19 protein-coding genes are annotated in these 26,086 nt (G+C 66.6%); 11 read left to right on the top strand and 8 right to left on the bottom strand.

The features are described from left to right. Positions 1–120 precede the first annotated feature (120 nt). Complete coding sequence (locus QCD75_RS16515) at positions 121–615, bottom strand: Rv3235 family protein (protein WP_301230376.1); 495 nt, start codon at positions 613–615, stop codon at positions 121–123. Positions 616–746: 131 nt separating this feature from the next. Continuing rightward, on the bottom strand, positions 747–1,604 hold the full coding sequence (locus tag QCD75_RS16510; protein WP_301230375.1) for a LysM peptidoglycan-binding domain-containing protein: 858 nt from the start codon (positions 1,602–1,604) through the stop codon (positions 747–749). Between the two features lie 219 nt (positions 1,605–1,823). On the opposite strand from QCD75_RS16510, the gene QCD75_RS16505 reads away from it, so the two are divergent. Continuing rightward, positions 1,824–2,357, top strand: a complete 534-nt coding sequence (locus tag QCD75_RS16505) for a hypothetical protein (protein WP_367400665.1) — start codon at positions 1,824–1,826, stop codon at positions 2,355–2,357. A gap of 52 nt (positions 2,358–2,409) precedes the next feature. Here QCD75_RS16505 and QCD75_RS16500 read toward each other — a convergent pair whose 3' ends face one another. Next, entirely contained in the window at positions 2,410–2,625 is a 216-nt protein-coding gene (locus QCD75_RS16500; protein ID WP_056425852.1) for a helix-turn-helix domain-containing protein, read from the bottom strand. A 148-nt stretch (positions 2,626–2,773) separates the two neighbouring features. Between QCD75_RS16500 and QCD75_RS16495 the strand changes: the two genes are divergently transcribed. From QCD75_RS16495 to QCD75_RS16480, 4 genes are read left to right on the top strand one after another with little or no spacing between them, the layout of a single operon-like run. Then, the gene (locus QCD75_RS16495) at positions 2,774–3,418 is read left to right on the top strand and encodes a hypothetical protein (RefSeq protein ID WP_301230373.1); all 645 of its coding nucleotides are present in this window, start codon (positions 2,774–2,776) and stop codon (positions 3,416–3,418) included. Continuing rightward, complete coding sequence (locus QCD75_RS16490) at positions 3,415–4,731, top strand: AAA family ATPase (RefSeq protein WP_301230372.1); 1,317 nt, start codon at positions 3,415–3,417, stop codon at positions 4,729–4,731. Before QCD75_RS16495 ends, QCD75_RS16490 begins: the two co-directional genes overlap by 4 nt. A 59-nt stretch (positions 4,732–4,790) precedes the next feature. Next, positions 4,791–9,650 (top strand): NAD-glutamate dehydrogenase, encoded by a 4,860-nt coding sequence (locus QCD75_RS16485; RefSeq protein ID WP_301230371.1) that lies wholly within the window; start codon positions 4,791–4,793, stop codon positions 9,648–9,650. Between the two features lie 36 nt (positions 9,651–9,686). Beyond that, positions 9,687–11,156, top strand: coding sequence for a sensor histidine kinase (locus tag QCD75_RS16480; protein ID WP_301230370.1), 1,470 nt, complete (start codon positions 9,687–9,689; stop codon positions 11,154–11,156). Positions 11,157–11,264: 108 nt separating this feature from the next. Here QCD75_RS16480 and QCD75_RS16475 read toward each other — a convergent pair whose 3' ends face one another. Continuing rightward, positions 11,265–11,513 carry a WhiB family transcriptional regulator gene (locus QCD75_RS16475; protein ID WP_003804966.1) on the bottom strand — a complete coding sequence of 83 codons (249 nt, stop codon included), beginning with the start codon at positions 11,511–11,513 and terminating at the stop codon, positions 11,265–11,267. Positions 11,514–11,754: 241 nt separating this feature from the next. Here QCD75_RS16475 and QCD75_RS16470 point away from each other — a divergent pair, with 241 nt between their 5' ends. Then, a complete protein-coding gene (locus tag QCD75_RS16470; RefSeq protein ID WP_441005503.1) occupies positions 11,755–12,243 on the top strand; it encodes a hypothetical protein in 489 nt (162 codons plus the stop codon). Positions 12,244–12,268: 25 nt separating this feature from the next. Here QCD75_RS16470 and QCD75_RS16465 read toward each other — a convergent pair whose 3' ends face one another. Continuing rightward, on the bottom strand, positions 12,269–16,252 hold the full coding sequence (locus QCD75_RS16465; RefSeq protein WP_301230369.1) for an FtsK/SpoIIIE domain-containing protein: 3,984 nt from the start codon (positions 16,250–16,252) through the stop codon (positions 12,269–12,271). A gap of 187 nt (positions 16,253–16,439) precedes the next feature. Between QCD75_RS16465 and glf the strand changes: the two genes are divergently transcribed. From glf to QCD75_RS16440, 5 genes are read left to right on the top strand one after another with little or no spacing between them, the layout of a single operon-like run. Further along, on the top strand, positions 16,440–17,627 hold the full coding sequence (glf, locus tag QCD75_RS16460; RefSeq protein ID WP_301230379.1) for a UDP-galactopyranose mutase: 1,188 nt from the start codon (positions 16,440–16,442) through the stop codon (positions 17,625–17,627). Continuing rightward, the gene (locus QCD75_RS16455; RefSeq protein WP_301230368.1) at positions 17,624–19,615 is read left to right on the top strand and encodes a glycosyltransferase; all 1,992 of its coding nucleotides are present in this window, start codon (positions 17,624–17,626) and stop codon (positions 19,613–19,615) included. The genes glf and QCD75_RS16455 overlap by 4 nt, the downstream gene beginning before the upstream one ends. Beyond that, positions 19,616–20,485 carry an ABC transporter permease gene (locus tag QCD75_RS16450; RefSeq protein ID WP_301230367.1) on the top strand — a complete coding sequence of 290 codons (870 nt, stop codon included), beginning with the start codon at positions 19,616–19,618 and terminating at the stop codon, positions 20,483–20,485. Between the two features lies 1 nt (position 20,486). Continuing rightward, positions 20,487–21,257: an ABC transporter ATP-binding protein gene (locus QCD75_RS16445; protein ID WP_301230366.1), complete on the top strand. Its 771-nt coding sequence runs from the start codon at positions 20,487–20,489 to the stop codon at positions 21,255–21,257. Then, complete coding sequence (locus QCD75_RS16440) at positions 21,254–23,485, top strand: hypothetical protein (RefSeq protein ID WP_301230365.1); 2,232 nt, start codon at positions 21,254–21,256, stop codon at positions 23,483–23,485. Before QCD75_RS16445 ends, QCD75_RS16440 begins: the two co-directional genes overlap by 4 nt. Before the next feature lie 158 nt (positions 23,486–23,643). On the opposite strand, the gene QCD75_RS16435 is transcribed toward QCD75_RS16440, so the two are convergent. The 3 genes from QCD75_RS16435 to QCD75_RS16425 form a co-directional block, all read right to left on the bottom strand. After that, on the bottom strand, positions 23,644–24,504 hold the full coding sequence (locus QCD75_RS16435) for a glycosyltransferase family 2 protein (RefSeq protein WP_301230364.1): 861 nt from the start codon (positions 24,502–24,504) through the stop codon (positions 23,644–23,646). Continuing rightward, the gene (locus QCD75_RS16430; RefSeq protein WP_301230363.1) at positions 24,501–25,013 is read right to left on the bottom strand and encodes a GtrA family protein; all 513 of its coding nucleotides are present in this window, start codon (positions 25,011–25,013) and stop codon (positions 24,501–24,503) included. Before QCD75_RS16430 ends, QCD75_RS16435 begins: the two co-directional genes overlap by 4 nt. A gap of 130 nt (positions 25,014–25,143) precedes the next feature. Beyond that, positions 25,144–26,079, bottom strand: coding sequence for an NAD-dependent epimerase/dehydratase family protein (locus QCD75_RS16425; protein ID WP_301230362.1), 936 nt, complete (start codon positions 26,077–26,079; stop codon positions 25,144–25,146). Positions 26,080–26,086 lie beyond the last annotated feature (7 nt).

The raw sequence follows: 26,086 nt of genomic DNA, 5'->3' as shown, positions 1-26,086 counted from the left end.
CAGAAGTAATCAACGAGGACCGGAACATGTTCCGGTCCTCTTTCATTACTTCTGTCTCCTCCTTCCGTTGTTCTTCTCAGTGGGCCCCAGCGGCTTGCAGCCGACACCACGCCGCGGCTGTCAACCGATTTCCAGCGCGGTGACCCGCCACACGAGCCTGCTGCGCTCCAGCCGCAGGGCGACCGCGCGGACCCGCAGCTCCTCGACCACAACGGCGCTGGCCTCATAGACGTCCGCCGACACCCGGCAGGCCCGGACAGAGCGGACGGAGGAGTTGCGGTGCAGCCGCCCTGCCGTCGGCGACGCCCCGCACGGCACCCTCCGGGTCAGGGCAGCCCGGTGCTGCAGTGCCGCAAGGCAGCGCTCGTCGAGCCGCCGGGCAAGCTGCTGTGCCGGCCGGGTGCCGGCCAGGACCTCGATGGCCGCTTGAACCGTGCTGCGGGAAATCGCGCAGATCTCCCGTTCTTCATCGGCCAACCACCGCAGCGGCACGGCTGGAACAGCAGGAGCTGCCGCAGGTCCAGGGGGTGCCGTGCTTTGCGGGACCAGACGGAGCGGCGCTGGTGTGGGGACGGGGGCTTCCGCGGCGGCGCGGGGGCTGGTCATGGCGCTCATGGTGCTTCCTTTGCTGTTGGGATTGCAGTTCGGAACTTCCTGTGGATCTGGATCGTGTCTTCCCGGATGCTTTCCGGGGGAGCTGTGGGTGTCGTGCCGCGGAGAGCGTCTTCGGTTCCGGGTCTGCAATGTCAGGGTCCGGGCGGAAGCCTGAGCACCTGGCCGGGTCGCAACAGGTGGGGGTTGCCTCCAATGGTGTCCCTGTTGGCCTCGTAGACGCGGGGCCAGTCCAGAGCGATGTCGACATCGGAGGCGTAAGGTCCCAGCCGGGCTGCTGACAGGCTCCACAGGGAGTCGCCGGGGCGCACTGTCACCTCAGCTCCCTGGCCCGCGGGTTGCTGGTGCCGCAAGGAGCGTCCCGCCAGCGGTCCGGGTTCGACGACCGGGCTGAGCGGCTGCCACTGCGGATTCGCGATGGCCGGGGCAGCGGGTGGGGCGGTGGGCGGCGTGCCGGGCGCAGGCCCAGGCCCCGGCCCGGACCCCGGTCCGGACGCCGGACCGGGGGACGGCGGGGGAGCGCCGGTCCCACCCGGGACCTGCACCGGAGTCCATCCGGCGGATGCTGCGGGCGTGCCGAACGCCATCCCGGCCAGGTCCGGAAGTGTCGAAGCCGTGGCGAGCGGAGCGGTGATCAACTGAAGTCCGACCGCCGACAGGGCGAGGCGGCGCATGAAGGCGGGAGTGAACTTTCCGGCGGCCGAGGCGGCGCGGAGCTTCCCGCAGCGTTCGAGGAGCGCCGCCACGACGGCAATGACAAAGGACATGGCCCACCAGACGATCACGATCAGCCCGGCTGTATTCGCGACCATGCCGATCTGGTCCTCGAACCCCACGGACTGGTGCCGTGCCGAGGAGGACTCCCAGCGCCTAACGATGTTTCCTCCTGTCCCGGCGAGAAACACGCCCAGCAGCAGGACGGCGGCTGCCATGGCCGCATCGGCGGGAACCACACCCCGGTCACCGTGTTTCGGTACAGATGCCTCAGCCATGGTCCGCCGCCTCGCTACTCCCTTGCCATCGAATAAAGAGCCTTTTGATGACATTTGATATTGTTTGATAGCGTTTAATACCTTTAGCTTTAGTTTGATCCCGTCAGCGGTCTTTTGTCTAGGACCGTTTTTTACGGTTTGCGGATTGACCGCCGGGAAAGGCGCGCCTACGCTGGCGCCATGCGCTGGGATGCCCTCTTTTCCGATCTGGAGACCCAAATGGCTGCCAGTGAGCGGCTGGATCTCGACGCTGAAATCACCGAGCGGACGCGCGCGGAGTCGGCGGCGGTGGAGCTCGCGGATCGGCTTCGCGGGTCGCTGGGGCTGCTGGTGGTGGTCCAGCTTGCCTCGGGATCAACGTTCGAGGGGACCTTGAGCCACGCGGGAAGCCAAGCGCTCGTGCTGGATGAGCCCCTGCATCAGGTGCTGGTTCCCTATGCCTCCGCGGTCCGCTATCTCGGGCTTTCCCGGCTCGCCGTGACGGAGCCGTCCAGGGTCCGGCAGGGGCTTGGCCTCGCCAGCGCCCTGCGGGGTCTGGCGCGGGACCGGGCCAGCCTGGCCGTGCTGATTTCCGGCGGCGCAGCGGGGGAGTCGGTGCTCCACGGGGTCATTGACCGGGTGGGGCGCGACTACCTTGACCTGGCGGTCACGGGGGACGGCGAGGAGCGTCGAGCGGCGAATGTCCGACAGGTGGCGACCCTTCCCTTTGCCGCGCTGGCCGGGATCAGGTCGGCCAGGACCCCGGGCGGCTAGGTGCCGGACTTCCGGCGGGAGAATGGCGGCAGCCCCACCCGGCACGCCGGGTTCAGCGGGTCTTGGATTTTGCCTCTTCGATCATCCGGCTTGCTTCCGCATACCGTTCCTCGATGTACTGCTCAAGCATTTTCTCCTCGACACGCCACTGGCCGCGTCCGCCGACCTGAATGGCCTTGAGCTCACCGCTCCGCACGAGCGCATAGGCAGCCGGGGCGTTGATCTGGAGCTGCTCTGCTACGTCGGCAAGGGTCAGGAATCGGGGCATGAGACCATTTTGCCACCGATGACGCCATCTGAGGCAGATATCCACAGTTTGCACTTCTTTGTCCCCGCGTCTTCCCGTCCGGGCGGGAAGGCGTAACAATGATGGTGCCCGGCCAGTACCGGGCGGCGACTACAGGGGGAGCGGGCGCATGGGTGTGACCACGGTGGGCGGCGGGGCGCGGCTGAAGAAACCATCCTGGAAAGACCCCAGGCTCCTCGTGGGCATCCTGCTCGTTCTGGCCTCGGTGGCAGGCGTCGTCTCCTTGGTCGGGGCCGCGGACCAGACCGCCGAGGCCTACACCGCACGGGAGGCGATCGCGGTGGGCGAAACACTGTCCGTGGACAAACTCAACCGCGTCAAGGTCCGTCTCGGCGACGTCGAACAGCACTATCTCACGCCTGCGGCCGGCGTAGCCGACGGACTCGTAGCCGTCCAGAGAATCGGCAAGGACCAGCTGGTGCCGCGCGCGAGCCTCGGGCAGCTGGACGGCCTGGACCGGAAGCCCGTGGGGGTCACCATCGATGAGGCCCTGCCAGCCCAGGCGGTTGCCGGCTCCCGGGTGGATGTCTGGGTGGCACTGCCCGATGACCGGAACGGGTTCAGCCAGCCGACGCTGCTCTTGCCCGGCGCGGAAATCGCCCAGATCACCCAGGGCGGCACTTCGCTGGGGTCCGCCCGCTCCACTGTCGTGATGGTTTTGGTGACGGACCAGCAGATGCCGAACCTGCTGGGGGCGCAGGCCAACAAGGCGAAGATCTCCGTGGTCTGGAATCCGGGAGGGGCGGGCCAATGAGCATCCCGGTCGTCACCGTCGGGGACTCGCGCGAAGACCTCGTCGGCAGACTCGAGCGCCTCCACGGGCCGGTTTCCGTCGTCCGGAGGTGCAACGAGCTGGCAGAACTGCTGGCCGCCTGCCAGGGGGGGCTGGCGCGTGCCGCCGTTGTGGCGGAGGGCAGCGCTGAGTTGACCGCGTCGCTGGTTGACCGGCTGTCCGCCGTCGGCGTCGCTGTCCTGGCCTTGACCGACAGTCCGGAGGAAACGTTACGGCTGCAGGGGATCGGCGTGGCTTCCGAACTTACCGGGGTCGACGCCGCCGCACTTGCCAGCCGCATTACGGCGTCCGTCGCGCAGCTGGCAGGAGCTGACCCGTGGCTCCGTCAGGGAGCCAGCAACCCCCGCCTCGCCGATGAAGGACCCGCGCCCGGTCCGAGCGGCGCAGCCACCGCGGAGGGGATGGAAGGGGCCGGCGCGGGGCGGATAATTGCGGTCTGGGGGCCCGCCGGTTCCCCGGGCCGGACCATGCTGGCGGCTAACATGGCGGCGGAACTCGCTGCGGAGGGAAAATCGGTGCTGTTGGTGGATGCCGACAGCTATGGTGCCAGCGTCGCGGCCATGCTGGGCCTGCTGGATGAATCGGCCGGGCTCGCCCAGGCATGCCGTCTGGCGGATCAGGGTCTCCTTGACGCGGCAGCGCTGCTCCGGATTGCGGTTCCAGTGGCCACGAGAGCGGGCACCTTCCGCGTGCTGACTGGCATCACCCGGGCGGACCGCTGGACTGAACTCCGTGCCGCAGCACTTTCCCTCGTGCTGGCCCGGGCCCGCGAAGTCATGGAAGTCATCGTGATAGACACAGGATTCTGCCTTGAAAGCGACGAGGAGTTGAGCTTTGACGTGATGGCCCCGCGCCGGAACGCCGCGACGCTGCGGAGCCTTGAGCTGGCGGACACGGTGTTCGCCGTCGGGGCGGCTGACTCGATCGGCGTCCCGAGGCTGGTCCGCGGCCTGGCCGAACTGGAAACGGCCGTCCCGAACTCGTCCCCGCGCGTGGTGCTGAACAAGGTCCGGCCGTCCGCTGTTGGCCGGTCCCCGGAGCGCCAGCTGCGCGACGCGTGGGAGCGGTACGGTCCCACCGTCCCGCTGGGGTCCTTCCTCCCGGCGGACCCGGCCGCGGCTGATGCGGCCCTGCTCGCCGGGTCCCTGCTGCTGGAGGCCGCACCTGATTCCGCGCTCCGGAGGGGCATTGCAGCGCTCGTTTGTGCACCCGTCCAGCGGAATGGCGGATCCTCTGTATTTTCTTCCACAGCGAAGCGGTGGCTAAAGGGTTAGGCTCGCTCTGAGGGCCGCAACGAAGCGGCCATGAACCTTTTTTATGGAGGCGTTTGTCGATGTCGTCTGGGTCCAGTGTGGAGGATCAGCCCGTTGCGATCGGTGCCGAAGAAGGCTACCTGAGGGACTACTATGAGCACCTCGCCGAAGAAGACGCGCGGGCGTACCCCCAGGAGTTGCTCGCTGCGCGGGCGGAAACCCACCGCCGCACCGCGGCGAACCGTCTCCCGGGCATCGCAAGCATCACCATCGCCGACGAGGCCGACCGCAGCGTCGTCTACATCGTCACCGACGACATGCCGTTCCTCGTTGACTCGGTCAATGCGGAACTCGTCCGGCAGAAAGCCCCCATCCACCTGGTGATGCATCCGCTGTTTGTCGTGACCCGCAACCGTGAGAGCGGCGAACTCGTCCGGGTCTCCCGGGTCCCTTCGCACCTTGGCATCTCCAGCGGAGACACCGCCGCGATGCCCAACCTCTCGCACCTGATTGCCCAGGGCGACAACGCCTCCCACATGGAGTCCTGGATCGCCGTCGAAATTGACCTGGTCGACGACGCGAAGCGTTCGGCGCTGCTGGAGGGCATCGGACGGGTGCTCGCCGATGTGCGTGCCGCAGTCGAGGACTGGCCGAAGATGCGGAACCGGGCCCTGCAGATTGCCCAGGACCTGGACACGCTGGCCAATCCCGCGCAGATTGCCGAACTCCGCCAGGCCCAGGAGCTGCTCCGCTGGCTGGATGACGGGAACTTCACCTTCCTCGGCTACCGCGAATATGAGCTCAGGAACGAATCCGGCGAGGATGTCCTGGAACCCCGGGAAGAGAGCGGCCTCGGGTTGCTGCGCGGGGGCGCCGACACCCCGCACCAGATCCAGCACCTCACCGAGACGGGCCGGAAGAAGGCACGCGAAAAGCGCGCGCTTGTCATCACCAAGGCGAACTCCCGTTCCACCGTCCACCGCTCCGCGTACCTGGACTACATCGGCGTCAAGAGCTTCGACGCAGCCGGCAACGTCAACGGCGAACGACGTTTCATCGGGCTCTTCGCCACCACGGCCTACGCCGGCTCCGTGCGGGACATCCCGGTGGTCCGCGAGAAGGTCGCTGCGGTACTGAGCGAGGCCGGCTTCCCGCCGGATTCGCACTCCGGGAAGGACCTCCTGGGCATCCTGGAAACCTATCCCCGCGATGAGCTTTTCCAGATAGAAATCCCCGATCTGGCCAACATTGCCACCGGCATCCAGCGGCTGCAGGAACGGCGCCGGACCCGGCTGTTCCTCCGTCCGGACATCTACGGGCGCTTTATGTCCGCGCTCGTCTACCTTCCGCGCGACCGGTACACCACGAACGTGCGCCTGCGCATCGAACAGGAACTCCGCGAGACCTTCGACGCCGTGTCGATCGACTACGAGGCGCGGATGACCGAATCCGCGCTGGCCCGGCTCTTCTTCCGGATCAGGCTGCCGAAGAACGCGGACGTCAGCAACGTCAACAGCGATGATCTCGAGAAGCGGCTGGTCCGCGCCGCCCGCTCGTGGAGCGAAGGCATCACCGAGGTCCTGCGGGCCCGCGCCGGCGGCATCGAGGACGACGGGGCCATGGAACTTGCCGTCGTGTGGGCCGAGGCCTTCCCGGCGAGCTACCGCGTCGATTATGAGGTGGAGGATGCCCTGGAGGACATCGCCCGCTTCGAGAAGTACGGTGCCGCGCCCGCGGAGGAAACCGCCGCGGAACATCCCGGCGTCCACGTCTACCTCCCCGACGGCGCCGGTGCGACGCTCGAAGAGGACGCCCGGGTCAAGCTCTACATGCTCGAACCCAAGAGCCTGAGCCAGATCCTGCCCTACTTCCACAACCTGGGCCTCGAGGTCCTGGACGAACGCCCGTTCGAGATCGAAACTGCGGACCACCGCGACTTCTTCCTCTACGACCTGGGCCTGAAGTACCCGGCCGGGGTGGACCCGCTCAAGACCGGGCAGCTGCTCGCCGACTCCTTTGGCGCCGCGGTGTCCGGTGCGGTGGAGTCTGACAGCTTCGACCGGCTGGTGCTGCGGGAGGGAATGCACTGGCGCCAGGTCGTCGTGCTGCGCGCCTATGCCAAGTACATGCGGCAGATGGGCAATACCAACTCCTACGGATTCTTGGCCGACACCCTGCTGGCCAACCCCGATGTCAACCGCGGACTCAGTGCCCTGTTCGAGGCCCGCTTCGATCCCTCCCTCGGCGAGGAGGCACGCCGGATCAGGCAGGACGAGGTCCTCACCGCACTGGACGCAGCGATCGAAAAGGTCGCGACCCTCGACGCCGACCGCGTGTTGCGCACCTTCAAGAACCTGATCCAGGCGACGCTGCGGACCAACTACTTCCAGAACAAACCGCACCTCAGTTTCAAGCTGAACCCGGCCGCCATCGAGGGCCTGCCGTTCCCCAGGCCCATGTTCGAGATCTGGGTCTACTCGCCCCGGGTCGAGGGTGTGCACCTGCGCTTCGGCAAGGTCGCCCGCGGCGGGCTGCGCTGGTCGGACCGGCGCGAGGATTTCCGCACCGAAATCCTCGGCCTGGTCAAGGCCCAGACGGTCAAGAACGCCGTGATCGTGCCCACCGGCGCCAAGGGCGGTTTCTACGCCAAGCGGCTCCCGGATCCGGCAGTAGACCGCACCGCGTGGATGGCGGAGGGCGTTGAGAGCTACAAGACGTTCATCCGCGGACTGCTGGATGTCACCGACAACCTCGTTACCACGCAGGAGGGGGAGCAGCTGGTGCCGCCGGCCGACGTCGTACGGCACGACGACGCCGATTCCTACCTCGTTGTCGCGGCCGACAAGGGCACGGCGTCCTTCTCCGACATCGCCAACGGCCTGGCCGCGGAATACGGTTTCTGGCTCGGCGATGCCTTCGCCTCCGGCGGCTCGGTCGGTTACGACCACAAGGCCATGGGTATCACCGCACGCGGTGCGTGGGAGTCCGTCAAGCGCCACTTCAGCGAGCTGGACCTGGACACGCAGTCCGAGCCGTTCACGGTCGTCGGCGTCGGCGACATGTCGGGCGACGTGTTCGGCAACGGCATGCTGCTGTCCAAGCACATCCGGCTGCTAGCGGCGTTTGACCACCGGCATATCTTCCTCGATCCCACCCCGGACGAGGCCGTCTCCTTCGCCGAGCGCCAGCGGCTCTTCGAGCTGCCCCGGTCCTCCTGGGATGACTACAACAAGACACTGATCAGCGAGGGCGGCGGTGTCTTCGCCCGGCAGGCGAAGTCCATCCCGGTCTCGGACCAGGTCAGGTCCGCGCTCGGCCTGCCCGACGGGACCACCCGGCTCAGCCCGCCCGAACTGCTGCGTGCGATCCTGCTCGCCCCGGCGGACCTGCTGTACAACGGCGGCATCGGCACCTACGTCAAGGCCAGCACCGAAACCAATGCCGAGGTCGGCGACAAGGCCAATGACTCCATCCGCGTCGACGGCCGCGAACTGCGCGTGAAGGTGGTCGGTGAAGGCGGAAACCTCGGCATGACGCAGCACGGCCGGATTGAGGCGGCACTGCAGGGCGTCATCCTGAACACCGACGCGATCGACAACTCCGCCGGCGTGGACTGCTCCGACCATGAGGTTAACATCAAGATCTTCGTGGACCGGATGGTTGCCGCGGGGAAGCTGGATCCGGCGGAGCGTTCGGAGTTCCTGGCATCGATGACCGACGAAGTCGGACGCCTCGTGCTGGAGGACAACATCGACCAGAACATCCTGCTGCTCAATGACCGGATGCGGGTCTCCGAATGGAGCCCCAGCTACGAACGCCTGATGGACTGGCTGGAGAAGTCCGCGGATCTCAAGCGCGATCTGGAAGCGCTGCCGACCACCGAAACGCTGCGCGAGCGGCTGGACCAAGGCCAGGGCCTGACCTCGCCGGAGCTGTCCGTCCTGGCGGCCTACGCCAAGATCGAACTCGCCTCGGCACTGAGGGACAGCGACCTGTCCGAGGACCCGTGGTTCCGGCAAACCCTGCGGGCCTACTTCCCGCAGCAGTTGAGGGACAGGTTCGACGCCGAACTCGACACCCACCCGCTGCGGCGCGAAATCATCGCCACGGTGGTGGCGAACGACATGATCAACATGGGCGGCATCACCTTCGCGTTCCGGGCCATGGAAGAGACCTCGGCCACCGAGGCCGCCGTCGCCAAGGCCTTTGTGGCGCTCCGTGAAGTCTACGAACTGCAGATCATGGTCGGGGAACTCAACGAGCTGCCCGCCTCGTTCCCGACGGAGCACTGGAGCACCGTCCACCTGGACATCCGCCGGCTCCTGGACCGCGCCGTGCGGTGGGTCCTGAGCCAGGGCAACGCCTCCCGCCCCATTGCCGAAATCGTGGGAGAGTTCAAGCCGCTGATGGATCCAATGCGGGCCCGCCTGCTGGACTACCTGCGCGGCGACGACCGCGCCCGGGTGTCCGACTGGCTGGAAAAGGCGCGCGGCTGGGAACTGCCGGAGGACCTGGCCCACCGCTGGGCGGAACTGTTCGAGAGCTTTGTGTTGCTTGACATCGCCAAGATCGTCCACGTCAGCCCGGAACCCGTGGAGAACATCGCCCATGTGTATTACACGGTGTTCAACCGCTTCCACGCCGACTCCCTGCTGGAGCGCATCACGAAGCTGCCCAGGCGGGACCGCTGGCAGGCACTGGCCCGTGCGGCCCTCCGTGACGATCTCTACTCGACCGTTTCGGACATGACCACGGCGGTGCTGGAGGCAACGCCCGCACAAATGCCGGCGGAGGAGCGGCTTGCCGCCTGGGAGAGCCAGAACGTCGAGCAGCTGGACCGCGCGAAGAGCATGTTTGACGAGGTGAACGCCCTTGAGGCCGATGACATGGCCTCGCTGTCGGTAGCATTGAGGCTCTTGAGGTCAATCGTTCGACGATAGGCAGTTGAAGCTGCCCGCGTCGCAAATGGAGGTGCTGTGGCAATCTTTACGGACCCTATCAGGGAGCATGCTGATTTCGGGCCGGGGGATGCCGAGTGGCTGCACCTGCTCGTCGGCGACTGGCAGATGGTCGCGGACCTGGCGTTCGCGGACCTGGCGCTGTGGTTTCCGCACCCGGAGTTCGGCTACGTGGCCCTGGCCCACGTCCGCCCCTCCACCACGCATACGGTGTTCCATGCCGACTTCGTGGGGGAGGGGATCCGGTCTGATCTGAAGCCGCTGGTGGACAAGGCGTGGGAGAGCCGCACGATCGAGCGCTCCAACGAGACCAACTGGAGCAGCGACATGGCCCTTCGGGTGGAGGCCGTGCCGATGGTCCGCAACGGCCGGACGCTGGCCATCGTCACCACCCACATGGACCTTTCCAGCTCGCGGATGCCCTCGCGGCTGGAGCTGACCTACCGGCAATGCGCCTACGATTTGCTGCGGATGGGGACGCTGGGACTCTGGCCGGACTTTGCCTCGCCCACCGGTTCGCGCCGCGGCGCGCCTCGCGTCGGTGACGGCCTGATCAGGCTCGACGCCGAGGGCATCGTCCAGTACGCGAGCCCCAACGGGGTCTCCGCGTTCCGCCGGCTCGGCGACGGCGAGTCACTGGAGGGCCGGAGCCTGGCCGAGGTGACCGCGGGCCTGCTGAAGGACCGCCGCATGGTGGACGAGACCCTGCCGCTGGTGGTCACGGGACGCATGCCGTGGCGCAGTGAAATTGAGTCCCGCGGGGTCAGCCTGTCGCTGCGGGCGATTCCCCTGCGCGACGAACAGCACCGCTTTGGCGCCCTGGTGCTTTGCCGGGACGTCTCGGAGCTGCGGCGGCGGGAGATGGAACTTGTCACGAAGGACGCCACGATCCGCGAGATCCACCACCGGGTGAAGAACAACCTGCAGACCGTCGCTGCCCTGCTGCGGATGCAGTCACGGCGGATGGTCAGCGACGAGGCGAAACAGGGGCTCGAGCAGGCGATGCGGCGGGTGGCCACGATTGCGCTCGTGCACGAGACGCTGTCCCAGGGCCTGACCCAGAGCGTCGACTTCGATGAGCTCATCGGCCGCCAGTTCCGGCTCTCGGCCGAAGTGGCTTCCCCGTCACAGCAGGTGAAGACGGCACGCTCCGGACTCTTCGGCGAGCTGCCGAGTGACTTTGCCACCCCGCTGGCCCTGGTGATCAACGAGCTGGTGGCAAACGCCGTCGAGCATGGCCTGGAGGGCCGGACCGGAACCGTCTGGCTGATCGCGGACCGCTCCGAAAGCGAGGACGGTGACGAGCTGCTCACCGTGACGGTGGCGGATGATGGTGTCGGCATCCCGGCCACTCCGTATGTGGAGGGGCTCGGCCTGCAGATCGTGCGCACCCTGGTGACCAGCGAACTGGGCGGCAGCATCCAGTGGAGTGCGCGGGAGGGCGGCGGAACCGCCGTCCAGATTGTCCTGAGCCTGGCCACCCGGTAGCAGGGACGGCGGCTTAACGAGCACTGGCCGCAGACCTTTGGTCTGCGGCCAGTGCTGTCCTGCCGCGGTAAGCGGACCGGCGGCGGGCCGGCTTCAGGAATCCTGGAGCTAGGAGGCGCGGCGGGCGCGGGCTGCGCGGCGCTTCAGGGCGCGGCGCTCGTCTTCGCTCATGCCGCCCCAGACGCCGGCATCCTGGCCGGACTCCAGTGCCCACTGCAGGCAGGTGTCGACAACGGGGCATCGACGGCAAACACTTTTTGCTTCCTCGATCTGCAGGAGGGCAGGACCGGTGTTTCCTACGGGGAAGAAAAGCTCCGGGTCCTTGTCAAGGCACGCTGCGCGGTTACGCCAATCCATGCTGATCAGTCACTCCATTTCCTGGGCACTCATTGAAATGCCTTTGTGAAATTATTCACTAGAGGCTTCATAAGAAAGGGGCCCTCTGGGGCCCCCTCGGTCATCTGGATTAAGCGTGTCATGTTAACGCTGCGTAAACAAGGGGTAATTGGCTGCAAAATGCCTTGGGATCGTGAGCGATGCATCACATTGGCTGGCGGCGCCCTCACATCTAGACGACTATGTCCGGTACTGTGCCAGTGTGTCAAGAGACCCTGAAGACCCCTCCGAAGCTGCCGGCAACCGCGACGGCGACCCCGCCGGAGCCCCTGCGGGTGCGAGCGGCGGGACTGCCTTGCGGCCCGCGGGGATCCTGGTGATTTCGGTCGTCGTGGCACTGGAAGCGGCGGCGCTGCTCGTGGCGGCAGTCTGGTACGGAAGCCAACTGCTGTCCGGCGCCCCGGTGCTCTCCTTCTGGGGCGCAGTGTTCACGCTAGGCCTCCTGCTGGCCTTCTCCGCGTGGCTTTTCGCCGTGGCTGTTTACCTGTTCCGCGGATACCGCTGGCCTCGTGCCGGTGCGCTGGTGGCGCAGCTCTTCACGCTCACGATCGGCTTTCCAACCATGACGGGCGGATACCCCTGGGCAGGCCTGGCCATGCTGCTGCCGGCGGTGGTGGCCATCGTTGTGCTCTTCGACAAGCGTGTGATCGCGTTCGCGTCCCGCGCCGGCGGCGCACCGCCCGCCCTGTAGCCGGGGTCTGGCCGTCAGGCCACTGTCAAGATCCGCGCCCGGGTCCAGGTTCTGGTCCGGTGCGGCGGCTGTCTTCGGCGGGATCTACCGCGAGTTGTACCGCCCGTGCGCGCCCGTCTGAAATCAGCACCGCGCGGCCCGGGGGAGGGCTCTGTTCGGGCTCGAACCTGACCCCGAAGAGTTCTCCGTCCATGAGCCCCCGCGGGCCGATCAGCACGCCCCGCCCCTGGCCGGCGGCGTTCTGTACCAGCGGGACGCGTTGCCGGATGCCCGCGCCGAAACCGGCAGTCAGGACCACCCGCCAGCCGAGACTGTTCAGCAGGAGCAGCCGGCCGTTGGTTTCGGGCGACTGCAGATCGAGGTCGTCCACGAGGAGAACCGCGGCAGGGTCCAGCCCACCCGAGAGTGCGGCCTCGTGGGTCCGGGTCCAGTAGCGTTCCCGATCCGCTGCCTCGGGGGCCCGGAGACAGCTGGCGGCCGGATTGAGGCCAGGCAGTGCCAACAGCAGCGAGGTCTTCCCGGAGGCGGGACCGCCGAGGACGGCAAGGACGCCGCCGGCAGGCAGCGGGACGCCCGCTGGGAGGAGTTCGTCGCCGCCGACTCCGAGGCGCAGGTGGCCGGGCGGGGGACAAGGCCTCGATGCGGCCCCGGCCCGGGCGAGGACGTCGGCGACTGTCACCAGACCTGGAAGGGGCTCAACTCGGAACGGCCGGGTTCGCACAGCACCCGCGGCTTCGCCCCGGGTGGCGGGGGAGCACCGCTCAAAGAGCTGTGCCACGTGACCTGACGGAGAGGACGCGGCGGACAGCGGCCCGAAAACCACTGCCCGGCCGGCAGCCGCTTCGATGACGGGCAGCCGGGGCCAGGCAAGCCGCCCCTCCTCCGTCGAGCCCGCGGGCAGGAAGATCCGGTTGGGAATGGCAGCAAAGAACCGTGAGGTCACGAGCTCCCGTTCACCCGCAACCAGGACAGTGACCCCCGCCCTTGCGCCGTCGCGCACAATGTCGTGGACCAGATCTTCGGCCCACGCCAATGGACCGGCCCGAAACGCCGATACCCAGGATCCCCAGCCGCACAGTGCGAGGACGAGATCCGGAGCGTCGTCCGCCCGGGCCGTGCCCAGCCTCCGGGTCATTTCCTCGCAGACACGCTCGAGCAGCCGCGCGGCCCGGCGGAGTTCGTGCAGTCCCACAACAGCCCCGACCCGCGGGGATGCGACCACATCGCTGAACGACCCGCAGGCATCCAGGATGTAGAGATGTGCTTCATCACCACAGCTGAGTAGCTGAGCCAGGATGAGTCCCAGCGCGGGGTCGGCACCGCCGCTGTTTCCGGGGACCAGCGCTAGATGGCCGTGGCGGGCCGGACGCCAGCCGAACTCGGCGACGCGCTGTTCTTCGGGCACGTCCACCAGACCCAGCCTGATCCGCCCGAGGCTCCCGTCAGGGGGGAATGGCAGTAGTTTGGGCAGCGGCCCCGCGACGGGACGGCGCGGCGGATCGCCGCCGGTCGACTCCCAGGCCGCGGCAACTGCCTCCGCCAGTTCGCTGGCCGCCAGGGAAGGCTGCGCGGGGCCGGGCGCCACGCTGGAGGACCCGCCCGCTAACGGGCGGCAAAGGTATTCCATCGCCTGCATCACGGCGGGGCCGCGGACCAACCCGGCGCCCGGGGCGGCGACCGTCGCCGTCTGGAACTCCTCCGGCGCTTCGTTTCCGCGGACCAGGTAGGCGCGGCCCGGACTCGTGATCGGAATCGCCGCCGCCAGCCGGGAGTTGATGATGTCGAGGGATTCCAGCTCGGACTGGACCCGCAAGGCGATGCAGCTGGTCACATTCGCCCGGATGTCCGCGGAAACGGCGCCCTGGGGACGCTGTGTTGCCATGATGAGGTGTATCCCGAGGGAACGCCCGATCGCAGCAATCCGCATGAGCTCGGCCAGGGCCTCCGGCGCCTCGTCAACGAGCATCCTGAATTCGTCAATGATGAGGACCAGATGGGGCAACGGCGGCCCGCAGGGCTCAAGGGACTCGTAGTCCGTGAGATCGGCGGCCCGGTACGAGGCGAGCAGCTCTTCCCGGCGGCGCACCTCCGCCTCCAGCGAGACCAGCGTGCGCGCCACCTCGTTGACGTCCAGATCAGTCAGGAGCCCCACGCAGTGGACCAGCCCGGCCAGCGGCCGCAGGCCGGATCCGCCCTTGAAATCGATGAACAGCAGATTGACGCGGTCCGGTGAATGGGCGGCCGCCAACGCCGCGGCTGTGGTGCGGAGGAACTCTGACTTGCCGGACCCGGTAGTGCCCGCCACCAGGAAGTGGGGACCGTCCGCCTGGAGATCCAGCCGCAGGGTGCCGGACTTTCCGGTGCCCACCGGGACGGCGAGACCACCAGCACCGGCGGACCCGGCCCACCGCGAGGCTATGTCCGCCGCCGCGAGCGGAAGAAGATCGCCCAGGGAGCGGGCTTCCGGTTTGCCCGCACCGGAAGCCGATGCAGGGGCCGGGGCCCCCAGCCGGCGGCAGTTGCGGTCGAAGACGCTCGACGGAACAAGATCGGGGATGAATTCCAGCGATGAGCGGGCAGATGACAACCGGGCGGTGCGTTCCGTGAGGACGAGGGCCATCCCGTCAGCCGGGGCCGGGCTGCCGGTGCAGTCGAGGACCTGCCAGCCCCGGCTGACGGCCACGGAGCGCAACGCGGCGGTTCCCCGGGCGGAGACGATCAGGAGCACGCCGCGCTCGCAGTCGGGACCGAAGCCAGCTGCCAGGGCTTGCATGGTCGAGGCCTCATGCATGGAAAGCGTTGCCGACGCCAGGAAACGCGCGGCCAGAAGCTGCGGGGTCGGACCGTGGATAACGAGCCTGGTCCGCCGGGCCACCGGGTAACAGGCAAGCTGCATCACGACGGACCTGGCCAGCCCGGCCACAGCGCCTGCGGGGCCGCGAAGGGTGGTCACCGTCGTCCCGGGATCAAGGGTCACCGGAACCATTCCAAGCGGCGGTGGCCGGAAGCCGGGGTCCGGCGGTTCCAGCCGGATATTGGCGTCCTGGGGCGCCCGTCCGAGCCGCAGCCAGACGGGTCCCGCCTCGGCAGGAACCTCGGCAGGAACCTCGGCAGGAACCTCGGCCGGTCCGGGTACAGCCAATGAACCCCGCAGGGACAGCTCACCCGCGGATGGTGCGGCCCGTCGTCGTCGTTCCTTGTCCTCAAGCGCTGCAGCGGCGACGGCGGCCCGCAGTTCGCGGCGCTGCCTTCTGCCCGTCACGACGGGCACCAGGACCGAAACCGCCGACACGGCCGTGAAGGTCAGAAAGACCCACATTCCCGTCAGGATGGCCAGTCCGACTCCTATGCCGAGCGGGAGGGCCGCGGCAAGCACCAGGGCCGCCCTGTTGCTGTGCACCATGGGATTGCTGACCACTAACGGCACCGAGACGTCGGAGCCTGCAGCGGCCGGGATTCCGGGGTCCAGGGTGCCGCTGAAAACAAGGGACATCGACGAGCCGCCGCACTCCATCAGGGAGTCTGTGGAGACGGCTGCCGCGTGCACCTTCCGTCCATCGACGCTGACCCCGTTGGCACTCCCGAGATCGAGGAGGGTGACGGCGGAATCAGTGACCTCCAGCTCGGCATGCTCGCGGGACAATTCGGCATCCGGAATCACGACCTCGGTGCCGGCGCGGCCGATCCGGAACCGCCCTCGCCGCAACGGAAATATCAGGCCGGCACCTGGCCCGCCGTGCACGGCAAGGACGAGCGGTGGCGGGTCAAGGGCGGCGGCCGGTGCGGCGCCGTCCACCACGATGGCGCCTTGCACGAGAGGGTCCTGGCCGACCCTCAAGGCAGCGAGCGGAACCCGGTCCACTGTGAGTTCCCCCGCCCCGTACCGCCGGGAGATTGCCGCCTGAAGTTCCGCGCCCGAGCAACCCGCCGGCACTTCGATGGCCAGTTCCAGGGGTCCGGACGTCAGTGCGGACCCCGGGGCCGGAACCAGGGTGCAGTGCAGCATCATCGGAGAAGAATCCTTTCCCGCATCGGGCGTTTGGAACCCACGCTAGGCGCTGCGGAGACAACCGGCGCCGGGGATTCGGCCTATGTGGACGACGGCGTGCGTGGCCGATTCCGTTTGACGCTCGGGTAGGCTAGAGCAGCAGACAATGCGCAACATTGCGCTGCCCGCATTCGAATCAGGAGAGTTTGTGACCGCTGACCTCGTCATCGTAGGGTCGGGCTTTTTCGGCCTGACAATCGCAGAACAGGCCGCCACGGAGCTGGGCCTGAAGGTCGTCGTCATCGACCGCCGCCATCACATCGGCGGCAACGCGTACAGCGAAAAGGAAGAGCAGACCGGCATCGAGGTGCACCGCTACGGGGCGCACCTCTTCCACACGTCCAACGAGCGCGTCTGGGAGTACGTGAACCGGTTCACGACATTCACCAACTACGTGCACAAGGTGTATGGAGTCCACAAGGGCGAGGTGTACTCCCTGCCGATCAACCTGGCCACGATCAACCAGTTCTTCCGCGCGAACCTGACCCCGGGACAGGCGAAGGATCTGATCAAGGAACAGGCCGGGGAGCTCGCCGGCACCGATCCGCAGAACCTCAACGACAAGGGCATCCAGCTCATTGGCCGGCCGCTGTACGAGGCGTTCATCAAGCACTACACCGGCAAGCAGTGGCAAACGGATCCCAAGGACCTCCCCGCAGGCATCATTTCCCGCCTCCCGGTGCGCTACAACTACGACAACCGGTACTTCAACGACACCTTCGAGGGTCTGCCGACGAACGGCTACACCGCCTGGATCGAGAAGATGGCGGACCACCCGAACATTGAGATCCGGCTCAACACCGACTTCTTCGACGAGTCGCAGGACTACAGCAAGGACAAGGTCGTCGGCAACGTCCCCGTGGTGTACACCGGGCCCGTCGACCGCTACTTTGACTTCGCCGAGGGTGACCTCTCCTGGCGCACCATCGACTTCGAGGAGGAAGTGCTCGACGTCGGTGATTTCCAGGGCACGTCGGTGGTCAACTACAACGACGCCGACGTCGCCTATACGCGGATCATCGAACCGCGCCACTTCCATCCGGAGCGCGACTACCAGACGGACAAGACCGTCATCATGCGCGAATTCTCGCGGGCAGCCGAGAAGGGCGACGAGCCTTACTACCCCATCAACACCGCCGCGGACCGTGAGCGGCTGCTCAAGTACCGCGACCTGGCGGCGGCCGAGAGGGACGTCCTCTTCGGCGGCCGACTTGGCACCTACAAATACCTGGACATGCACATGGCCATCGGCTCTGCCCTGACCATGTTCGAGAACAAAATTCGCCCGCACTTCGAAAGCGGCGCAACCCTGGAAAGCGGAGGAGTGGACGCATGAGTGCCGCTGAAGGAACCACAGCCTGGGCCACGATCCAGCGCGTCATCCTGCCCTCGGGGGACCAGCCGGACACGGTGTCGCTGTACGCGGACGCGGGGACGGCCAGCGGCATCCGGTTGCGCGAGAACGACGAGCTCGCCCGGACACCCAAGCTTCCCGAAGACAAGCTGCAGATGTTCAGCTCCGGCAGCCAGCAGGCGCACTTCGAAGACCTCCTCACCCGGCATTCGATGCGCGTCCGGTCCGGTGAGCAGATTTCTTTCGGCACCTATTTCAATGCGTTTGCCGCGAGCTACTGGCGGCGCTGGACTTCGGTCCGGGACATCCGGCTGGTCGTCCGGACCAGCGGCACCGGCACGGTCACCGTGTACAAGTCGAACGCCCGCGGCTCCGTCCAGCGCGTCGACGGCGTCCACGTCGACGGCGACACCACCTCGGTGTTCGAGCTGTCGCTGAAGCCGTTTGGCGACGGCGGGTGGTACTGGTTTGATCTCGCCGCCAGTGCGGATGGACTGGTGCTCGAGAGCGCCCAGTGGGAGAGCGCGGACACCGGCGCCCCCAAGGGGCAGGTCACCCTCGAAATCACCACCATGAACAAGCCTGACTTCTGCCTGAACAACGCCCGCATCCTGGCGGAAAACCCGGACGTCCTCGACAACGTCAGGGAAATCCTGATCGTTGACCAGGGCACGCAAAAAGTCGAGGACCAGGAGGGTTTCGCGGCTGTGCGGGACGCCTTGGGCGGCAAGCTCCGGGTCATCAACCAGGCCAACCTGGGCGGATCCGGCGGCTTTGCCCGCGGCATGTACGAGGCGGTCGAGAACGGCAGCGACTACGCCCTGCTCCTGGACGACGACATTGTCGTGGAACCCGAAAGCATCGTGCGCCTGGTCACCTTCGCCGACCATTGCCGCAAGCCGACGATCGTCGGCGGCCACATGTTCGACCTCTACAACCGCAGCGTCCTGCACACCTTCGGCGAGGTCGTGGACCCCTACCGGATCGTGCCCGCCCTGCCGCACGCCGATATGGAGACCCGGCACGACTTCAGCGTCGCGAACCTGCGCCAGACGCCGTGGCTGCACCGCCGCGTGGACGTGGACTACAACGGCTGGTGGATGTGCCTGATCCCCACAAAGGTGATCCGGGAAATCGGGCTGTCACTGCCGCTGTTCATCAAGTGGGACGACGCTGAATACGGACTGCGCGCACGGGAGGCCGGCTTCGCCACGGTCTCGATGCCCGGCGCTGCCGTCTGGCACGTGTCGTGGATCGACAAGGACGACCTCGTCGGCTGGCAGGCCTACTTCCACGCGCGGAACCGGCTGATCACGACGCTGATCCACAGCCCGTACCCCAAGGGCGGCCGGGTGCTGCGGGAATCTTTCCAGTCCGACGTCAAGCACCTGGTGTCGATGCAGTACTTCACCGAGCACGGACATATCGACGCGCTGCGCGACCTCCTGAAGGGCCCTGACGACCTCCACAAGGTGCTCGGCACCAAGCTGCCGGAAATCAACGCCCTCAAGGCCGACTACCCGGACGCCCAGCTGAAGGACGACGTCGATGATTTCCCGGCGCCCAAGATCGGCCGCGGACCGATGGGCGGGACCGTGGTGGGGCTGCCCAGCAAGAAGCAGCTCATCCCGTGGGGCATCAAGACGGTTGCGCGCCAGCTGATCAAAGCGCCCGGCCCGGAAAGTGCCGAGCGGCCCCAGGGCTATCTGGCACACCGGGACAACCGCTGGTACCGCGTGGCCCACTACGACAGTGTCGTGGTGTCCAACGCCGAAGGCACGGGTGCATCCTGGTACCAGCGCGACCCGAAGAAGCTCAAGTCCATGCTGACGGAAACGGCCATGCTGCATGCGAAGCTGTTCCGGGACTGGGACAAACTCGCCCAGCAGTACCGGTCCGCCGTCGCGGAGATCAGCTCCTTCGACGCCTGGAAGAAGACGTTCGAGGCGAACTCCAAGGACGGCGACTAAATGGCAGGTCAGACCGACCAGCTGGTTAAGCCCGGAAGCGGGCACGGGCTCCTGGACGTTTACGGCCACCGGTTCCTCCTGAAGCTGCTGGTGCGCAAGGAAATCAAGGTACGCTACCGCGGCTCGGTGCTGGGCCTGATGTGGTCTTACGTGAAGCCGCTCGTGCAGTTCCTTATCTACTTCGTGGCGCTGGGCATCTTCCTGAACCTCCAGCGGGGGACGCCCAACTATGCGATCTACCTGTTCTCCGGCATTGTGCTGGTGAACTTCTTCACCGAGTCGCTGTCCAACGCCACCCGCTCGATCGTGGACAACAGGGACCTGATCCGGAAGATTTACCTGCCGCGCGAGCTCTTCCCGGTGGCCACGGTCTGGGTTTCCGCGGCACACTTCCTGCCCCAGCTGCTGGTGCTTGTCGGCGCCTGCCTGGTGGTGGGATGGACGCCGTCGGTCCTTCAGCTGGCCGCGGTGATCCTGATCTTCGTGATGGTCGCCGTCCTGGGCACGGGCCTCGGGCTGCTGTTCGGCGCCGTCAACGTCTATTTCCGGGACTCCGAAAACATCGTGGACATGATCGTCATGGTGGTCACCTGGGCCTCCCCGGTGCTCTACCTCTGGTCGATGGTCCAAAAAGTGATGGGCGAATGGTTCTGGATCTACCAGCTGAACCCGATGACGGTCGCCGTCGAGGTCTTCCACTGGGCCTTCTGGGAACCGACGCTCAGAGGCGGCCAGCTGGTCAACGACGCCACGCCCCCGGGAATGCTGACGCTCTGGCTGCCCGTTGCCCTGCTGACCACCCTTGCGGTGCTGTTCCTCGGGCAATTCACGTTCCGCCGGCTCGCCGTCCACTTCGCACAGGAGCTCTGACATGACCTCGCACGGCCATGTAGCGATCAGCTGCATCGACCTCCGGAAGCAGTTCGTCCTGCGCCACACCCGTTCCCTCAAGGAAGCGCTGGTCTGGCTGGCCAAGGGCCGCAAAGGGGACCTCTCGAAGAAGTTCCTGGCCCTCAAGGATGTCTCCCTCGAGGTCAAGCAGGGTGAGACAGTGGCGCTCATGGGACTCAACGGTTCCGGGAAATCGACCCTCCTGAAGCTCATCTCCGGAGTCCTGCAGCCCGACGGCGGCACCGTGCGCACGCGCGGCCGCGTCGCCGGGCTCATCGAAGTCGGCGCAGGCTTCCACCACGACCTCAGCGGCCGGGACAACGTCTACCTCAACGGCGCCATCCTCGGCATGACCGAGAAACAGATCGACGAGAAGTTCGACTCGATCGTGGAATTCTCCGAAATCGGCGAGTTCATCGACACCGAGGTCAAGTTCTATTCCTCCGGCATGTACCTGCGGCTGGCGTTTTCCATCGCCGTGCACACGGATCCGGAGGTCTTCCTGATCGACGAGATTCTCGCGGTGGGGGACGAGCCCTTCCAGCGCAAGTGCATCGCGAAGATCAAGGAACTCTCGGACATGGGGAAGACCTTGTTTGTCGTGAGCCACGACCTGGACCTGGTCGCCACCGTCTGTGAGCGGGGAGTCCTGCTCGAACACGGGGAAGTCGTCATGGACGGGGAGGTGCACGCTGTCGTGGCAGAGCTGCGGCGGAGGTCGGCGCACGCGGAATCCGAGGACAGTTTGTGACTCACTTGCGTAAGCGCAGCGATCTCGTGTGGCTGAGCGCAACGGTGGCCGCTGCCTTCCTCGGCTCGTTGATTCCGCTGATCACCAATAACAGGTTCTACTATTACGACGATACCCAGGCCGGGGCGTTCGGCATCTGGTTCGAAATTGGCACCAAACTCAGCGCAGGGGAGTGGCCGCTCTTCAGCGACAGTGCCTGGGGGGCCGGCAACTACGCCGCCGAAGGCCAATGGGGGATTTGGAACCCGCTCATTCTCCTGATCGGCTGGGTCGCGAGCCGCTCGGCCAACATTGTCGTCTTTTCGACGGTCCTGAAGATCATCTTCCTCTGCGTCCTGGCAGCCGGCACGTTTCTGCTGGCCCGGAGCTACAAGGCCGGGCCGGAATGGGCGGCCATCGCCGGAGTCGCGGTAACCCTGACCGGATTCACCGTCTACATCGACGCAGCATCCTGGGTCACCGGACTCATGGTGTTCAGCCTCCTGCCCCTCACCTGGTTCGGATTGCGCCGGATGGCGTTTGCGGAAGGCAACCCGTTCATCGCGCTGGCCCCGGCCTATGTGCTCATAACCATCGGCTACGTCCACGGGACACTCATGCTGGTCATCGTCTTTGCCGGCCTGCTGCTGGAGGCATGGCTGCACGCCGGCCGCAGGGCTGTCCTCCGCTTGCTCCTCGCCGGCCTGGTGTGCGGACTCATCGCGACGGCGGTGTACCTCCCCGGCGTTCTCACCGCCCCCGTGACGGCACGCTCCGGCGGAATCGCCAACAGCGGATTCCTGACGCCGGACCTGACCGGACTGTTTACCGCCTGGGTGCCGGGCAGCCTTCCCCAGGTCACCGGCTGGTGGGGCGGGTTCGCGACGGTGCCCCTGCTCTACGTGGCGTGGTTCCTCCCGGTCCTCGCGGTCGTGGACTACGCCAAAGTCAAGGCAGCCAGCAGGGAGCTGACAGCGCTCTGGGTGGTGGGTCTGCTGTCCCTGGCCCTGACATTGGCGCCCAGCGATCTGGGGCCTCTGCGCTTCCCCATCAGGATCATGCCCTACGTCTCCCTGGCCGTCCTGCTGGCGCTGGCGGTCATCGTCTCCCGTTTCAGGGTCCCCGACCTGAGCCGCGGACGCGTGATCGTCACAGCCGCGATTGTGCTGTCCGGGCTGTACCTCGCCTGGAGCCAGTTCCCGTCCTTCCGAATGGCGGCGCTCTTCGGGGGGCTGGCGGTCGGGGGAATCGCGGGCCTGCTCTTCTTCCTGTATTCCCCCCGCCTGCGGCCCGGGCTCAAGGGGCCGGTGGCCTTGGCCGGCGGGGTGGTGCTCGTGAGCATGGTCATCGCCGCGGGGCAGCACGTGGCCTTCAAGTCCTCGCCGCTGCCCGACTACCGGATGCCGGATACCCCGGGCAGCTACTCCCGCCAGCTCCCCGAAGCAAAGGGCGGCACGTTCATTGTGGGCGATCCCACCAGGCTGGGACCGGAGATCTGGAACGAGACGCTGGCATCGAACGCCTGGTACTTGAATACCGCCGAAGTCCAGAACCTGTATTCGCCCATCATGTTCGCCAAATATGCCGAGGATCTGTGCATCTCAAGCCACGGCTGGACCTGTGCAGCGGCTGCCGGGAAGCTCTTCGAGACGGACGCCACGACCGGCAAGGTCCTGGCCGATCTGCTGTCCATCGACACGGTCCAAATCCTTCGCGATCCGGACCCCGGGTCCGGCGGGGCCCTTAACGGCGCCGCTCCGAACGGCTGGCACGAGGCCGGCAGGTCCGCGGACTCGGTTGTGTGGGTCCGGGATCAACCCCGGCTCAACACCGGCCAGCTTGTCTGGTCGTCAGAGGGAACAGCCCTTTCACTGGTCTCGGAAAGCAACCAGGAGGTTGTGATCCGGGTGGACCGGATGGGCGACGCGCCGGGAAAGGCCGTGCTCAGCCGACTGGCGTGGCCGGGATACAACGCCAAGGGGGCAGTTCTCGCGGCGCCGCTCCGCGGCTACCTTCTCGAACTGGACATCCCCGCCGGCTCGGGGGGAAAAACCGTCACTGTGCACTTCGAACCGCCCGGATGGCCGGTGGCCGTCGGCTCCATCATTCTGGCGGTCGGGGTCACGGCGGTGTGGAGTGTCGCAGAACTGGTCCTGCACCGCAGGCGGAGGCGCCGCACGCGCACAGGGTCCGCAGAAGCAGCCGTTCCCGCAGCAGAGGCAGTTCCCGCAGAAGGAGCAACCAGCTAGGCAGCTGCCTCCTCACGGCGGCAGGGCTGCTGTGGCCGGGGAACTTCAGGTTAACGGCCTTCGGGTGAAAGCACTTCGGGGACGTATCACAAGGTGATACGTCCCCGAAGTGCTTCGGCCTGCCGCGCTGGCTGGCCGGGGCGGCCCGGACGGGCTCCTTAGACCGTGCTCTGCACGGCGTGCTGATGACCCATCCGCCGGTTCAGCCGGACGTACGCGAGGCGCCGGGCATACGACATGGCGATGGCCTTGGCGTTTCCGACCACCACGTCGAGCCGGCTCAGCATCGACGGATCGTCTTTTCGGAGCTGGTTGTGGAAGGCAATGGCCTGGTCGGACTGCTGGCGGGCCAGCCGCACGCTCCACTGGCTTGCACTGATCCGGAAGGACGCCAGCGTCTCCCGCAGCGCCACGAAGTCGCCGTGGCGGCAGATGCGCACCAGGGTCGCTTCGTCGATGAGATAGGGGTGCGAGTTGTCCCACCAGCCTTCCTTGGCCAGCAGTTCGCGTTTGAACAGCGAGCAGGCAGGCTCGCCAAAGATGTTGGATCCGGCGAGGACGGTGGCTCGAATGGCCTGACGTCCGCTGACGCGGCCGTCCACGCCCTGCAGCCCGCGGCCCTTCAGGAACAGCCCGCCATTGGCGTCGACGAGATCGCGGCGGGACGAAACCATCACGGCCCCCGGGTTGTCTTCGAGCGCTTTGACCTGGAGTTCGAGCGCGTTGGGGGTGATCAGGTCGTCGCCGCAGACCAGCTTGAGGTATTCCCCGGTAGCCGCCTGGCTGACGCGATTCCAGTTGGCCTGCGCACCGCCCCCGGTCGGCGTGGGCGTCAGTACACGGACTTTGGGGTTGTCCGCGAAACGGGCAATCACTTCATCCGTGCCATCGATCGACGAGTGGTCGGCAATGACCACCTCGTAATCATCGAAGGTCTGATTCAACACAGACTGGAGGGTCTCTTCGATGTACTGGACATTGTTGTACGCCGGAATGACGATCGAGACTTTGGGGCTCATGTTGTGCTTTCCTCGGTGGCTTGTTTGGGGGACACGGATTCAGGGCTCCGGCGGAAGGAGAAATGCTTGTGGCCGAAGTAGTTGATGATGACCGTCACGCAGGTGATGGCGATTTGGGACGGAATCTGGGGATATCCGAGTACCTCGTGGGCTACCAGCAGCAGCGCCATGTTCGTGAAGAACATCGTCAGGTTGACCAGGGTGAACCGGCCCAGGTCCAGCCAGAAGTGGCCTTTGACCCGGAAGACAAGCTTCCGGTAGACGAAGAACACCGCGACAAGGGACACGACGAAGGCGATACTCAGCACCACAGGCGAGGGCATCCCGGGGTTCAGCCACGCAATCGCTATGAAGAGTCCCGTGCTGAATGCTGTGTTGGCGCCGCCGACCAGCACAAAGGCCACACGCTGGTCCTTGACGAGCCGTAGCAGGGGACCGGGGGGACCATTGTGGATACCCTTGACAGCATCCTCGGGAACAGCCTCCTTGGGCGTTTCGGGCTGCTTCATGGGACGCACCTATTCCTTGGACTCTTGGGGCCGAAAACCGGCAAAGACACACCCTAGACTACCGAAGAGCGGCAACGCCGTCACAACGGGCAGCTCCGGCCGGGCGTGCGGGGGGCCGTTTCGGGCGGGGTCAGAGTTGACCCGCGAGGGCCAGGCGCTGGACCTCCTGGACCGTGTTGTTGATCCCAACCGCAAGCGGCGTCACTGGATGCGCGTCAAGCTCCGGCCAGACGACGGATTTCAAACGGAGGTCATGCGCCTGGGCCTTCGCGAACGGGGAGGCGCCCAGAATGATCAGCGGGCGGCGCTTGAAGATCGCACGGCAGGCCCCGATGAGGTTGCCGATGGTGTCGGCCCGCTGCGATGCCAGAATCTTGACCACTGTCTCGCCCGGGTGGACGTCGGGGCGCACCAGGCGGTCCAGCCCGTCCGCGACCAGCCGGCTCGCGTCGTCGACGAAAAGGTAGTCCCGGAGGGTGTCCAGCGACACGTAGACCGATACCGGCGCGCCCGTCAGGTGCGCCTTGGCGAACACCGAGATAAGTCCTTGCGGCTTCCGCAGGTTCTGGCCCGGGCCGTACAGGTTGCTGACCCTGCCAACAAGGGTCCGGACCCCGGTACGCCGCGCGAAGTCGGCGACCGCTGCTTCGGCGCGGAGTTTAGCGAAGCCGTAGGGTGCCAGCGGCTGCACCGGGCTGTGCTCGGTGAAGGGTGGCGTGCTGGACCCGGCATACACCCCGCCGGCGGAGGACGCCAGGAACATTGCCCCGTCCTGCCCGCCGGCGTCGCAGAGTATTTCCTCGAACACTTCAAGAGCCTGGGCGAACAGGGAGAGCTCCGCTTCGAGGGCCTCGGGTGAGGTTCCGGTGACACCTGCTCCTGCGCACCAGGCAACCGTCCACGGCCCTGAAGCAGCAGCTTCACGGAGGCGTTCGGCACCCGCCCGGAACGCTTCGAGCGCAGACTCCGGATCGGACCAGGGGATTGTGCTGGTCAGCACAGGGACACCGCGGGACTGGAGTTCTCTGACGACGGCTTTGCCGAGGAGTCCACCGGCGCCAACCACCCAAGTG

Source organism: Arthrobacter sp. PsM3 (assembly GCF_030433895.1).
Taxonomy (GTDB): Bacteria; Actinomycetota; Actinomycetes; order Actinomycetales; family Micrococcaceae; genus Arthrobacter.
This window is presented reverse-complemented; position numbering and strand designations above follow the sequence as displayed.

What these genes read in the sequence shown, in the direction of transcription:
- QCD75_RS16430 (WP_301230363.1), bottom strand. Translation starts at nt 25,013, where the DNA reads ATGAAGCAGCCCGAAACGCCCAAGGAGGCTGTTCCCGAGGATGCTGTC.
- QCD75_RS16455 (WP_301230368.1), top strand. Translation starts at nt 17,624, where the DNA reads ATGAGTGCCGCTGAAGGAACCACAGCCTGGGCCACGATCCAGCGCGTC.
- QCD75_RS16445 (WP_301230366.1), top strand. Translation starts at nt 20,487, where the DNA reads ATGACCTCGCACGGCCATGTAGCGATCAGCTGCATCGACCTCCGGAAG.
- QCD75_RS16515 (WP_301230376.1), bottom strand. Translation starts at nt 615, where the DNA reads ATGAGCGCCATGACCAGCCCCCGCGCCGCCGCGGAAGCCCCCGTCCCC.
- QCD75_RS16450 (WP_301230367.1), top strand. Translation starts at nt 19,616, where the DNA reads ATGGCAGGTCAGACCGACCAGCTGGTTAAGCCCGGAAGCGGGCACGGG.
- QCD75_RS16475 (WP_003804966.1), bottom strand. Translation starts at nt 11,513, where the DNA reads ATGGATTGGCGTAACCGCGCAGCGTGCCTTGACAAGGACCCGGAGCTT.
- QCD75_RS16465 (WP_301230369.1), bottom strand. Translation starts at nt 16,252, where the DNA reads ATGATGCTGCACTGCACCCTGGTTCCGGCCCCGGGGTCCGCACTGACG.
- QCD75_RS16435 (WP_301230364.1), bottom strand. Translation starts at nt 24,504, where the DNA reads ATGAGCCCCAAAGTCTCGATCGTCATTCCGGCGTACAACAATGTCCAG.
- QCD75_RS16490 (WP_301230372.1), top strand. Translation starts at nt 3,415, where the DNA reads ATGAGCATCCCGGTCGTCACCGTCGGGGACTCGCGCGAAGACCTCGTC.
- QCD75_RS16510 (WP_301230375.1), bottom strand. Translation starts at nt 1,604, where the DNA reads ATGGCTGAGGCATCTGTACCGAAACACGGTGACCGGGGTGTGGTTCCC.
- QCD75_RS16485 (WP_301230371.1), top strand. Translation starts at nt 4,791, where the DNA reads ATGTCGTCTGGGTCCAGTGTGGAGGATCAGCCCGTTGCGATCGGTGCC.
- QCD75_RS16505 (WP_367400665.1), top strand. Translation starts at nt 1,824, where the DNA reads ATGGCTGCCAGTGAGCGGCTGGATCTCGACGCTGAAATCACCGAGCGG.
- QCD75_RS16495 (WP_301230373.1), top strand. Translation starts at nt 2,774, where the DNA reads ATGGGTGTGACCACGGTGGGCGGCGGGGCGCGGCTGAAGAAACCATCC.
- QCD75_RS16500 (WP_056425852.1), bottom strand. Translation starts at nt 2,625, where the DNA reads ATGCCCCGATTCCTGACCCTTGCCGACGTAGCAGAGCAGCTCCAGATC.